At 40.6% G+C, this 12434-nt stretch carries 13 protein-coding genes and 1 tRNA gene; all 14 read left to right on the forward strand.

Annotated elements, in window-relative coordinates:
• Positions 1–26 precede the first annotated feature (26 nt).
• The 14 genes from sdhA to CSV74_RS04295 all read left to right on the forward strand — a co-directional run bounded on the left by sdhA (position 27) and on the right by CSV74_RS04295 (position 12434).
• The gene (gene sdhA / locus CSV74_RS04230; RefSeq protein WP_029052963.1) at positions 27–1781 is read left to right on the forward strand and encodes a succinate dehydrogenase flavoprotein subunit; all 1755 of its coding nucleotides are present in this window, start codon (positions 27–29) and stop codon (positions 1779–1781) included.
• Positions 1778–2572, forward strand: a complete 795-nt coding sequence (sdhB, locus tag CSV74_RS04235; protein ID WP_199083916.1) for a succinate dehydrogenase iron-sulfur subunit — start codon at positions 1778–1780, stop codon at positions 2570–2572. Before sdhA ends, sdhB begins: the two co-directional genes overlap by 4 nt.
• Positions 2573–2844: 272 nt before the next feature.
• Entirely contained in the window at positions 2845–3294 is a 450-nt protein-coding gene (locus CSV74_RS04240; protein ID WP_099690689.1) for an acyl-CoA thioesterase, read from the forward strand.
• A 75-nt stretch (positions 3295–3369) separates the two neighbouring features.
• The gene (locus CSV74_RS04245; protein WP_037561560.1) at positions 3370–3582 is read left to right on the forward strand and encodes a helix-turn-helix domain-containing protein; all 213 of its coding nucleotides are present in this window, start codon (positions 3370–3372) and stop codon (positions 3580–3582) included.
• 191 nt (positions 3583–3773) lie between these two features.
• Positions 3774–4181, forward strand: coding sequence for a MarR family winged helix-turn-helix transcriptional regulator (locus CSV74_RS04250; protein ID WP_099690782.1), 408 nt, complete (start codon positions 3774–3776; stop codon positions 4179–4181).
• Positions 4182–4190: 9 nt separating this feature from the next.
• Positions 4191–4979, forward strand: a complete 789-nt coding sequence (gene racE, locus CSV74_RS04255; protein WP_099690690.1) for a glutamate racemase — start codon at positions 4191–4193, stop codon at positions 4977–4979.
• Positions 4980–5108: 129 nt separating this feature from the next.
• Positions 5109–5867: a ribonuclease PH gene (gene rph, locus CSV74_RS04260; protein ID WP_029052969.1), complete on the forward strand. Its 759-nt coding sequence runs from the start codon at positions 5109–5111 to the stop codon at positions 5865–5867.
• Entirely contained in the window at positions 5864–6478 is a 615-nt protein-coding gene (locus CSV74_RS04265; protein WP_099690691.1) for an XTP/dITP diphosphatase, read from the forward strand. The genes rph and CSV74_RS04265 overlap by 4 nt, the downstream gene beginning before the upstream one ends.
• Positions 6475–6966: a metallophosphoesterase gene (locus tag CSV74_RS04270; protein ID WP_099690692.1), complete on the forward strand. Its 492-nt coding sequence runs from the start codon at positions 6475–6477 to the stop codon at positions 6964–6966. The genes CSV74_RS04265 and CSV74_RS04270 overlap by 4 nt, the downstream gene beginning before the upstream one ends.
• Before the next feature lie 73 nt (positions 6967–7039).
• Positions 7040–7113, forward strand: a tRNA-Arg gene (locus tag CSV74_RS04275).
• Between the two features lie 724 nt (positions 7114–7837).
• Positions 7838–8623, forward strand: a complete 786-nt coding sequence (locus CSV74_RS04280; RefSeq protein ID WP_099690693.1) for a 2,3-dihydro-2,3-dihydroxybenzoate dehydrogenase — start codon at positions 7838–7840, stop codon at positions 8621–8623.
• An 18-nt stretch (positions 8624–8641) separates the two neighbouring features.
• Positions 8642–9856 carry an isochorismate synthase DhbC gene (dhbC, locus tag CSV74_RS04285; RefSeq protein ID WP_099690694.1) on the forward strand — a complete coding sequence of 405 codons (1215 nt, stop codon included), beginning with the start codon at positions 8642–8644 and terminating at the stop codon, positions 9854–9856.
• A gap of 43 nt (positions 9857–9899) precedes the next feature.
• Entirely contained in the window at positions 9900–11516 is a 1617-nt protein-coding gene (locus CSV74_RS04290) for a (2,3-dihydroxybenzoyl)adenylate synthase (protein WP_099690695.1), read from the forward strand.
• 24 nt (positions 11517–11540) lie between these two features.
• Positions 11541–12434, forward strand: a complete 894-nt coding sequence (locus CSV74_RS04295; RefSeq protein WP_099690696.1) for an isochorismatase — start codon at positions 11541–11543, stop codon at positions 12432–12434.

The raw sequence follows: 12434 nt of genomic DNA on the forward strand, positions 1-12434 counted from the left end.
ACGTATAATTGAGGAGTGACACAATAATGGCAAAAGGCAGATTGATTGTCGTCGGTGGAGGACTAGCTGGACTAATGGCTACCATCAAATCAGCAGAAGCTGGTGTACCGGTTGACTTGTTCTCGCTAGTACCAGTAAAACGTTCCCACTCCGTATGTGCCCAAGGTGGCATTAACGGTGCTGTAAACACGAAAGGTGAAGGCGACTCGGTCGACATTCACTTCGATGATACAGTTTACGGTGGAGACTTCCTAGCGAATCAAAAACCAGTACAAGCAATGACGGCAGCAGCTCCTGGAATCATCCACTTATTGGACCGTATGGGCGTTATGTTTAACCGTACGCCAGAAGGTCTGTTGGATTTCCGTCGTTTCGGTGGTACACTTCACCACCGTACAGCGTATGCAGGTGCGACAACTGGACAACAGTTACTTTATGCTCTTGATGAACAAGTGCGTTCGCATGAGGTAGCTGGATTAGTACAAAAATATGAGCACTGGGAATTCCTTGGAATCATCAAAGATGAAGAGGGAACGTGCCGCGGTATTAAAGCGCAAAACATGAAGACAATGGAAATTCAAGCATTCAAGGCGGATGCTGTCATCATGGCAACAGGCGGCCCTGGTATTATCTTCGGTAAGTCTACAAACTCTGTAATCAATACAGGTTCTGCGGCATCGATCGTATATCAGCAAGGTGCAAAATATGCAAATGGTGAATTCATTCAAATCCATCCGACAGCAATTCCTGGAGATGACAAACTTCGTCTCATGAGTGAATCAGCACGTGGTGAAGGTGGACGTATTTGGACATATAAAGACGGTAAACCTTGGTACTTCTTGGAAGAGAAATATCCGGACTACGGTAACTTAGTTCCTCGGGACATCGCAACACGTGAAATCTTTGACGTGTGCGTAAACCAAAAACTAGGTATCAACGGAGAAAACATGGTGTACTTGGATCTATCCCACAAGGACCCTAAAGAACTTGACATTAAACTTGGTGGAATCATCGAGATTTATGAAAAGTTCACAGGAGATGATCCACGTAAATTGCCAATGAAAATTTTCCCGGCTGTTCACTATTCAATGGGTGGACTATGGGTAGATGATCATCAGCAAACAAGTATCCCGGGTCTATTCGCAGCAGGGGAATGTGACTTCTCACAACACGGTGCAAACCGTTTAGGAGCCAACTCATTACTATCTGCAATCTATGGTGGTATGGTCGCAGGACCGTACGCAATTGATTACATGAAGCATTTGAAGCGAACAGCTGATGAACTGCCAGCAACGATCTTCGAAGATGCAGTGAAAGAAGAGCAACAGAAATGGGAAGATACTCTCAAGATGAACGGTACAGAGAATGCGTACGTACTTCACAGAGAGCTAGGCGAATGGATGACTGACAACGTAACGGTTGTTCGTTTCAATGATAAATTGAAGCAAACAGACGAGAAAATTGTCGAGTTACTTGAGCGTTATGAAAATATTAATATTACGGATACACAGCAATGGTCAAACCAAGGAGCTATGTTTACACGCCAGTTGAAAAACATGCTTTATCTAGCACGTGTAATCACTTTAGGTGCATTGAATCGTGATGAGAGCCGTGGCGCGCACTATAAGCCAGACTTCCCGAATCGTGACGATGAGAACTTCTTGAAAACAACAATTGCGGAATTTGATGGAGTTTCTGCACCAATTATTTCGTATGAAGATGTAGATACATCTCTAATTCCTCCACGTATCCGTGATTACTCAGCGAAGAAAGGAGATTGACAAAAGTGAGCGAACAACAAACTGCAACTGCTACAAAAACTGTCGTATTTGACATTCATCGTCAAGATACTGCCACTTCAAGCCCTTATGTTGAAAGATTTGAAGTTCCATATCGCCCGAATATGAACGTAATTTCGGCTCTAATGGAAATCAGACGTAACCCAGTAAATGCTAAAGGTGAGAAATCAACTCCTATTAACTGGGATATGAACTGTTTGGAAGAAGTTTGTGGTGCATGTTCAATGGTAATAAACGGTCGCCCTCGTCAGTCATGTACTGCGCTGGTTGATCAGTTAACACAACCGATTAAACTTGAGCCTATGCGCACATTCCCGGTCGTTCGTGACTTGGTTGTTGACCGTGAATTCATGTTCGATTCGTTAAAGCGTATCAAAGCATGGGTTCCGATCGATGGTACGTATGACCTTGGTGAAGGTCCTCGTATGCCTGAACGTAAGCGTCAATGGGCATATGAACTGTCTAAATGTATGACTTGCGGTGTATGTCTAGAAGCTTGTCCAAACGTAAACGACAAGACGAATTTCATGGGTCCTGCATTGATGTCACAAGTGCGTCTATTCAACGCACATCCGACTGGTTCAATGAACAAAGATGAGCGTTTGGCTACTGTTATGGGAGACGGAGGAATCACTGAGTGCGGTAACTCACAAAACTGTGTAGTTGCTTGTCCTAAAGGTATTCCGTTAACCACTTCTATCGGTGCAATCGGTAGAGCAACAACAATCCAAATGTTCAAGAACTTCTTCGGAAGTGACCACCAAGTAGATTAATTTCTATAAAGCAAGCTGTCCAGGAAGTCTATGACTTTCTAGGACAGCTTTTTTGATGTTTACTGCCTTCAGATTATGATAGGAAGCAGGAGTTGAGGAATAGACAAAGAAGTTTAATGTTGCTCCTTTAGAAAGCAATTTTACCTACAACCCTCTCCTAGTATTCAATTGAATTTGCGCTAACAGTAGTGTGATGGATATATTTGACGTCAATTCGTATTTTGATATAATAAAGTAATGAATATTTATTCATTATGAAGGAGTGTGAGTGAATGAGAGAAAGTTATATTGATAATATAGAGGAATGGATAGAAGGATTTCATTTTCATGCGGACGTTTCAGTACGTTTTTCAGAGACGGATATGTATGGGCATCTGAACAACACAAAGGTATTTGCATATTTTGAGTATGCCAGAATTGAATATTTGAAACATCTAAACCATATGACAAAGTGGATCGATCCAAAGGGCACGACTATTCCAATAGTAGCGGATTTACAATGCGATTTCGCTAAGCAAGTATACTTTGACGAAAAGCTGCAAATCCACGTGAAAGCCAATTCTATGGGTACGAGTTCAGTTGATCTGCATTATATGGCTAAGAATGAACGTAATGAAATCGTCTTTACAGGTAGGAGTGCTATCGTTCAAATTGGTAAAGCTGATGGAAGACCTGTTGCATGGACAGAAGAAGAGAAGAGGATGTTCCTAGAAAACTCGTAAAAGCCTACACAGACGCCCTTATGCTTACATATCCTATGGGGAAAGCGTAAAGAGGAGGGGCGCATCTTGGATGAAATGCAAAACCGTTCTTTATTAACAAATCGGGAACGACAAATTTTCACTTTGCTGGTAGATGATTTTACAACAAAAGAAATTGCTGGACAACTGACGATTAGTGAGAAAACCGTACGAAATCACATTTCAAATACGATTCAAAAACTGGGTGTATCAGGCAGAGCACAAGCGATCGTTGAATTATTGCGATTGGGAGAGTTACGGCTGAACTAAAAATGATGCCCAGCTTAGGATAGTAGACCAATTTTGTGCAATCGGTGTCAATTACTTCTTCTCTAGCATAAAACGAAGGAAAAATTGTTGCGTTCATCAACGAAAACGGTACAATGAAAAGATAGGACTCATTTCAGGGAGCTGATTTTTTGTTGAATGAACAACAAAACGTACCAACTGATATCGTAAAGATGGAAAAAGACTTGCGATACATTGCGTCCATCATCAAGGAACAAGGTCGAAAAATATTAAAGAATTCTACCATTACGCCTCCTCAATTCAGTGCTCTTCAATGGTTGTTAGAACATGGTGATATGACCATTGGAGATCTATCCAATAGAATGTTCCTAGCATTTAGCACCACGACTGATTTGGTAGACCGAATGGAAAATAGTCAACTAGTGAGACGTGTGCGAGATGATAAGGATCGTCGGGTTGTCCGTGTTCATTTATTACCTGAAGGAATACGGATTATTGAAGAGGTCATACAGAAGAGACAAGAGTATTTGCAAGATGTCCTTGTGAATTCAAATGGGCAGGAAATTCAGCAGTTTTCAGAATTGCTGGCTACACTACATGAACAGATGACAAGAGATTGAGGGATTACATTGAACGCACCTATTGGAGTAATTGATTCGGGAGTTGGCGGACTGACAGTTGTAAGAGAGTTACGCAACTACCTACCGAATGAACCTATTATTTACATTGGCGATGATGCACGTTGTCCGTATGGTCCTCGACCTGCGGAAGAAGTGTTGCAATTTACAATGGACATGGTCAACAGTTTGGCGCAAATGGGTATAAAAATGCTCGTTATTGCGTGTAACACCGCGACTGCTATCGCGCTAGAAGAAGTACGACAGCAATTTGATTTTCCTGTTGTCGGTGTTATTGAGCCAGGAGCCAGGGCGGCTATCAATGCATCGCGAACAGACGAAATTGCTGTGCTGGGTACAGAAGGCACCGTGAAAAGTAAAGCCTATGATCTAGCGATACAAGCTTTAAAACCGGAAGCCAAAGTCCATTCACTCGCGTGTCCGGAATTTGTGCCAATCGTTGAAAATGGAGAATACCGTACACAGGCAGCAAGGGATATAGTCGACCGGACGTTACTTCCGTTGCATAACTATCCGTTTGATTCTGTAATTCTTGGCTGTACGCATTATCCATTATTACAAGAACATATTGAAGCGCATTTCTCCAATCAAAAGAATGTTATTTCTTCAGCAGCGGAGACTGTGATTGATGTTGAACGGATTCTTGAAGCGAAGCAATTACTATCTATATCAGCGGAAGAGCCAATATTCTACACAACAGGCTCAATGGAAAAGTTTCGAGCCATCGTTGAAGATTGGCTTGCCATTCCGCAGGCAGATGTACGCAAGCTGACTTTATAACATGTATTGCAGTACCCGAAAACAGTACGTTGTTTTCGGGTTTTTTGCTGTGAATATGATAAGATAGATTGAACGTAGACTTGAAGAACTGTTCACACTAAATAAATGGATAAAAATGGAGGATATTGCATGCGACATGATGGAAGAGCAACAGAAGATATTCGTACAGTAACAATTGAGAAGGATTATTTGATTCACCCAGAAGGTTCCGTACTGATTTCAGTTGGAAATACGAAAGTGATTTGTACAGCGACGATTGAAGATCGTGTACCGCCATTTATGCGTAATAGTGGAAAAGGATGGATCTCTGCTGAATATTCCATGTTGCCACGCGCAACAGGACAACGGACCATCCGAGAATCTTCCCGCGGTAAAGTGGGCGGTCGTACGATGGAAATCCAGCGTTTGATCGGACGAGCTTTGCGTGCAGTCGTTGATTTAGATGCTATTGGGGAGCGTACAATTTGGATTGACTGTGATGTCATTCAGGCAGATGGTGGAACGCGAACGTCTTCCATTACAGGTGCATTTGTTGCATTGGTCATCGCTGCGAATAAATTACAAATCGAAAAGAAGCTACCCGTATTCCCGGTTCGTGACTTCCTAGCTGCTACAAGTGTAGGGAAACTGGCTGACGGTCAATTGATCACGGATCTTGACTACGTAGAAGATTCTTCTGCTGACGTGGATATGAATGTGGTGATGACGGGACAAGGCCAATTCGTGGAACTGCAAGGGACAGGCGAAGAAGCTACTTTTTCTCGCGCGGAAATGAATGATTTATTGACGTTGGCTGAATCAGGTATCGAACAATTGATTGCAATTCAAAAAGAAGTATTAGGCGAGTTGGCAGATAAGATTGGACAACAGGTAGGCGAAGCGCAATGAAGGAAGTATTAATCGCAACGAATAATAAAGGCAAGGCGAAAGACTTTGAAGTTCTCTTTCGCCCTTTAGGTATCAATGTGCTGACATTGCAAGATATTGAAGAATCAATTGATGTAGAAGAAACGGGTACCACTTTCGTTGAAAATGCCGTATTAAAAGCAGAGACTGTTGCAAATTTATTGGGGAAAGTAGTAATTGCCGATGACAGCGGGCTGGAAGTCGATGTACTAAATGGCGAGCCAGGTGTCTACTCTGCACGCTATGCAGGCGAGCCATCGGACGATGAAGCGAATATCGATAAATTGCTAGCTAATCTTGTGGAAGTGCCTGAAACGGCGCGTCAAGCTCGATTTCGGTGTGTTCTAGCGATTGCCGGTCCTGGTATCGGGACAACTACTTATTCTGGCAGCTGTGAAGGTATCATTACAGATCAACGACAAGGAACGAATGGATTCGGCTATGATCCAATATTTTATGTACCTAGTAGAGGGAAAACGATGGCAGAATTATCTGCAGAAGAGAAAAATGCCATCTCTCATCGCGGAGCAGCTTTAGCTCAACTAAAAAAACAACTACCAGAATTTCTTACACGGATAGGTGAAATGAAATGAAGCTACTTGTTTTAAGTGATTCACATGGCGACTTGAATACAGTGAAGCTGATAAAATCATTGCAAGCAGACGAAATATTCCATTGTGGCGACAGTGAATTATCGGCAAAAGATCCATTGCTTAATGGAATCCATATTGTTCGTGGTAACTGTGACCGCGACGAGCAATTTCCAGCAACCATTGTACAGAAATTGGGCGATGAGACTGTATTTATTGTCCACGGCCATGAACACGACGTTAAGCGCTCTATGCTCACCCTTTCTTACGCAGCAGCTGAGCAACAAGCAACTATTGCTTTATTCGGACATTCCCATTTATATGGCGCGGAGATGATCAACGGTGTATTGTTTGTTAATCCGGGAAGCACGACTCAACCACGTGGAGGTAGGGTAGCGACATACGCAGTCATCGAAATCGACGATGTTTATACTGTGAGTTTTTATGGCATGAACCACGACTTAATAGACCAAATTATATTTAATAAATAGTTTTATGAAATAGTGTTGACTTATCTTTGGATTATGCATATAATAGTTCTTGTGCCTGTGGTTGCAGGTGTTTGTCTCAGTAGCTCAGCTGGATAGAGCAATGCCCTTCTAAGGCATCGGTCGGGGGTTCGAATCCCTCCTGGGACGTAATAAAGTAATATCTAGATAAGAACCAAAAAAGCACCGTAAACATTGTTAAACCAATGTTTACGGTGCTTTTTGTTTTGAATGAAATTAGTAACACTTGAACGCGAAAATTTTTCAAGTGAATACACACAATAACCAAATTTCAAACTTATTTTCACCCAAATGTCCTCAAAGTTCTTTACTGTGTTAATTTTATATTCGGTTCAATGCTCTTCTTTATAATGTTGAGGTGCCTTGGCAAATGGCTTATGCCTTCGTAAATGAAAAAAATATGGACTGCTAACTAACAGTAGAGGGTTATATTCAACAAACGTCTAAAAGTGAAAAAATACGATAACGTGAAAAGAAAAGCAGACTGAAAGGGTACCAAGCCAAAGAGCTAGGTATATTTACTTTCGGTAAGCTTTTTTTGTTTATGCTAATTATTTTTTTCATCATAGCGTTTGGGAAGTAGTTTACCGGCAATAAAGCGATGATATACAGGTGAAGAAGGCTTTAGCTACCGAGAAGGTTGACTATTTGGAGTTGTTTTAAAGTAACTTTATATAATTAAAAGATACAAAAAAACATTACCTAGTTCAAAAAATAAATATAGGACTTAATTCTTAAAACTCAAAAACGCCTTGATTATTGTCTTTAATTAAACTAGCATGAAGTTATCAATTGATAATGATTATCAGTATCAATATCAATTGTAACTCATTAAGTCGAAAGGAATGGGACGATGAGAGAGAGCGAATTAGAAGGTAAAATAGCTGTTGTCACGGGCGCATCCGGAGGTATAGGCCGATTAATAGTAGAGCGGTTAGCTGAACATGGAGCGGTGATAGCGGCGATCGATAAGGACAAAGATGAATTAGTTAAATGCATTAAAAAGATGCAAGAAAGAGGATATCCAATTACAGCTTTTCCTGCAGATGTAACAGACTCAATGATCGTAGAAGAAGTTATTTCTACTGTTGAGTCTAAGCTTGGACCGATAGATATATTGGTGAATGTGGCAGGAGTACTGAAGTTAGATTTAATAGACAACTTGGATGAGGCGGATTGGGATGCAAGTTTTTCTGTTAATGCAACGGGTGTATTCTGTATGTCTAAAATAGTCAGTAGGCAAATGATTCCACGTAAAAAGGGATCGATTATTACGGTAAGTTCCAACGCTAGCCATATTCCTAGAATTGGAATGGCGGCCTATGGAGCTTCAAAGGCGGCAGCAACTATGTTCACAAAATGTCTTGGTCTGGAACTTGCGAAGCATAATATACGCTGTAATGTTATTTCGCCTGGATCTACTGATACAAAAATGCTAAGAAAACTTTGGAGTAATGAAGAGGGAGAAATAGAAACGATAGATGGACAATCTGAGGTTTATCGAGTTGGTATTCCACTTGGTAAAATTGGAACACCATCCGATATTGCGAACTCAGTATTATTTTTTGCGTCAGATGATGCATCACATATCACCATGCACGATATGGTTGTTGATGGTGGAGCCACACTAGGTGTTTAACGAGGAGGAAACAGAAATATGAGTAAAGTGAGTATGTCAAAGGTAAAGTCGATTTTAGATGAATATGAATTAGGAGATTTCTTTTTATCATCGTCAAAGCGAACGATTATGGGGAAAGGCGTTTTCTCAGTGGTAAAGGAGACACGGAAAACTAAAAATCAAATATATAGTTTACCGGTTAGAGTGGAAGAGGCATTTGAACAGGCGAACCGGGCAGGACATCCGCATCCGATCGTTGTAGGTGCAGTTCCGTTTGATTACTCAGAAGCTGCAAAAATGATCATACCTGAGGAAGTAAAAGTAACTTCCACATTGGTAAAAGATAGTGGCCAACCGGAAAATATTTCTTTACAGCCGTATGATATTCAATATATTCCGGAGCCAGCAGAATATATGAAAGGTGTCAATCAAGGCCTAAATAAGATTTCGTCGGGGCAAATAGATAAGATAGTTGTTTCTAGAGCTTTGAATTTTAAAACGAAAGAGCAGATTGATGTAAAACAGATTTTAAAAAGGTTGGAACATCATAATAAGCAAGGATACACATTTGCTGTTGATATATCAGACGTTAATACGATTAGAAATAAGGAAACGGTATCGACAAATGGGAAACGTATATTATTTGGTGCTAGTCCAGAATTGCTTGTATCTAAAAACGATTCAACTTTATTCGCAAATCCATTAGCAGGCTCGAGACCTCGAAGTGATGATCCAAAAGAAGATCAGCGTAGAGCGTTAGAACTGTTGGAATCTGAAAAAGATTTATATGAACACGCAGTGGTTGTCGATATGGTAAAAGAATCATTAGCTCCTTTTTGTGAATCGATGGATGTTCCAGAAATACCGTCATTAATTAAGACAGAAGCAATGTGGCATCTGTCAACAGAAATATATGGAACATTAAAACAGGCGGAAACATCTTCTTTAGAATTAGGTATTGCGTTACATCCTACACCGGCGGTATGTGGACATCCGACAGAGTTAGCACGTGAAGCCATTTATGAGATTGAGCCGTTTAATAGAAGTTTTTTTGCTGGAATGGTCGGCTGGTGTGATGAAAATGGAAATGGAGAATGGATAGTCACGATTCGTTGTGCGGAAGTTGAAGAAAACGATATACGATTATTTGCGGGTGCAGGTGTAGTTGCTGGCTCCATTCCCGAGGAAGAACTGAATGAGACTGGAGCGAAGTTCAAAACGATGTTGGATGCTATGGGTATTGAAAAACAGTAGGGCATAGATATGTCAAAAACTAAGTAAACAGGGAGGAATACTTATGGAAGGGTGTCAACCATGGCCCGATAAAATAGCTGCATTTTATCGTGAAAAGGATTGTTGGCGTGGAGAAACATTTGGACAGATGCTTCGAGAAAGAGCAGAAAAGCACGGTAATAAGATTGCAATAACTGATGGGGGAAAACAAGTAAGTTATGAAACTTTGGATAAAAGAGTAGATCAACTTGCTTCTGGGTTTCAAAAACTTGGTTTTAAAAAAGAAGATAGAGTAGTCATTCAAATTCCAAATACAGTTGAGTTTTTTGAGGTTTGTTTTGCCTTGTTCCGATTAGGAGTGTTGCCAGTATTTGCCTTGCCGTCGCACCGATATAGTGAAATACAGTATTTTTGTGAGTTGACCAAGGCAAAGGCTTATATAATGCCGGAAAACTTCTCTGGGTATCATTATCATGAAATGGCTAAGACCATTCAGCGTGAAACAAGTACTTTAGAGCATATCATTACACTTGGTGAATCTGAAGAGTTGGAACAGTTAGCAGATCTTTATTTGGAAGAAGAGTATATTCAGCCTAATGTTTATCCAAATGACATCGCTTTTTTACAATTATCCGGTGGAAGTACAGGGTTATCTAAATTAATTCCACGAACACATGATGAGTATATTTATAGTCTTCGTAAGAGTAATGAAATATGTAGAATGGATGAGAATAGTGTCTACCTTGCAGTTTTAGCAATCGCGCATAATTATCCTTTGAGTTCACCGGGAGTGCTCGGTTCACTTTATGCTGGCGCAAGGATTGTGCTAGCAACAGGATCTAGTCCAGACGAGGCTTTCCCTATAATCGAAAAAGAAAAGGTAACGATTGTAGCACTTGTTCCACCGATAGCCATTATTTGGTTGGAAGCGTTGAAGACACGTTCAAATGATTTCACTAGTTTAGAAATCATTCAAGTAGGCGGAGCGCATTTCAATGCTGAAATAGCTAAACGTATGCAACAAGCCTTTGGATGTAAGCTGCAACAAGTGTATGGGATGGCTGAAGGGTTGGTTAATTACACAAGATTAGATGATCCAGAAGAGACTATTATTAACACGCAGGGACGACCGATGTCACCCTATGATGAGATTCGTGTAGTTGACGAAGAGGATCGCGAAGTTGAACTAGGTGAAGTAGGGGAATTGTTAACTAGGGGCCCATATACTATTCGCGGATACTATAAGGCGGAACAGCATAATGCTAAAGCATTTACATTGAATGGATTTTATCGCACAGGTGATTTAGTTAGCTTAGACGAAGCGGGAAATATTGTCGTAGAAGGTCGTATTAAGGACCAGATAAATCGTGGCGGTGAAAAGATAGCGGCAGAGGAAATGGAAGATCATATTGCTTCACATCCTAATGTGTTTGATGTTGCAGTCGTCTCTATGCCGGATCAATTTCTTGGAGAGAGGTCATGTGCGTTTGTTATCCCTAATGAGGGGATGATAACTAAAGTTGAAATGAAGGATTTTCTAATAAAAAGAGGGATCGCGGATTTTAAGATTCCTGACCGGGTTGAAATAGTGGATACCTTTCCACAAACATCTTTTGGAAAGGTCAGTAAAAAAGCATTGCGTGAAATAATTACAAAGAAACTATCGCCTATCTATAAATAAAATAAACGAAATGGACGTGATTACATGGGAATTCCTACTATTCCATCTTATCAAATGCCGAATATATCTATTTATCCAACAAATAAAGTGTCGTGGCAGGTGGATCCGGAGAGGGCAGTTCTGCTCATACATGATATGCAGAATTATTTTTTGAACTTCTATGATACAGAACAATCACCGATAACCGAATTGATTCATAATATCGCAAAATTGAAAGAGCAGTGCAAAAAGCAAGGGATTCCAGTTGCTTATACAGCGCAACCAGGGAATCAGAACCCGACAGAACGGGCACTCCTCACTGACTTTTGGGGAAAAGGATTATCCGATGATCCAGCTCAAACAGGGATTATTAAAGATTTAGCACCAGGTTCAAATGATTTAATGTTAACTAAATGGCGTTATAGTGCATTTAAAAAATCAGATTTCTTGAATGTATTACAAAAACAAGGGCGTGACCAACTAATTATTTGTGGAGTTTATGCCCATATAGGATGTTTAATGACGGCTGCAGAGGCATTCATGTATGATATACAGCCTTTCCTCGTAGCAGATGCGGTTGCCGACTTTTCGTATGATGAACATAAAATGGCATTGGATTATGCGGCCAAACGTTGCGGTGTTACGACGTCTACAGATGAATTAATCAAAGTACTGTCGAAAGGTACAGAAAATAGCAAAAATGAATCCCTTACATTTGAAACAATTCATGAGCAAGTTGCCTGCTTACTGGATATACAAGCGAAGGATCTCTCAGACACAGACGATTTATTTTATATGGGGCTGGATTCTATTGGACTTATGAGTTTAGTTGAAGCATGGCGACAACAAGGTCTGGAAGTAAGCTTTATGGACTTAGTGGAGAGAAAAACATTAGCTGAATGGCGTGATTTAATGGAAAGCCGAATGGTGAACGTATAA

Origin of the sequence: Sporosarcina sp. P19 (genome assembly GCF_002743165.1) — a bacterium.
In the GTDB taxonomy this organism is placed as follows: domain Bacteria; phylum Bacillota; class Bacilli; order Bacillales_A; family Planococcaceae; genus Sporosarcina; species Sporosarcina ureae.

Bases quoted from the DNA above. Each gene is read 5' to 3' on its own strand.
- sdhA (WP_029052963.1), top strand. From the start codon at position 27: ATGGCAAAAGGCAGATTGATTGTCGTCGGTGGAGGACTAGCTGGACTA.
- CSV74_RS04240 (WP_099690689.1), top strand. From the start codon at position 2,845: ATGAGAGAAAGTTATATTGATAATATAGAGGAATGGATAGAAGGATTT.
- CSV74_RS04245 (WP_037561560.1), top strand. From the start codon at position 3,370: ATGCAAAACCGTTCTTTATTAACAAATCGGGAACGACAAATTTTCACT.
- CSV74_RS04250 (WP_099690782.1), top strand. From the start codon at position 3,774: ATGGAAAAAGACTTGCGATACATTGCGTCCATCATCAAGGAACAAGGT.
- rph (WP_029052969.1), top strand. From the start codon at position 5,109: ATGCGACATGATGGAAGAGCAACAGAAGATATTCGTACAGTAACAATT.
- CSV74_RS04265 (WP_099690691.1), top strand. From the start codon at position 5,864: ATGAAGGAAGTATTAATCGCAACGAATAATAAAGGCAAGGCGAAAGAC.
- CSV74_RS04270 (WP_099690692.1), top strand. From the start codon at position 6,475: ATGAAGCTACTTGTTTTAAGTGATTCACATGGCGACTTGAATACAGTG.
- CSV74_RS04280 (WP_099690693.1), top strand. From the start codon at position 7,838: ATGAGAGAGAGCGAATTAGAAGGTAAAATAGCTGTTGTCACGGGCGCA.
- dhbC (WP_099690694.1), top strand. From the start codon at position 8,642: ATGAGTAAAGTGAGTATGTCAAAGGTAAAGTCGATTTTAGATGAATAT.
- CSV74_RS04290 (WP_099690695.1), top strand. From the start codon at position 9,900: ATGGAAGGGTGTCAACCATGGCCCGATAAAATAGCTGCATTTTATCGT.
- CSV74_RS04295 (WP_099690696.1), top strand. From the start codon at position 11,541: ATGGGAATTCCTACTATTCCATCTTATCAAATGCCGAATATATCTATT.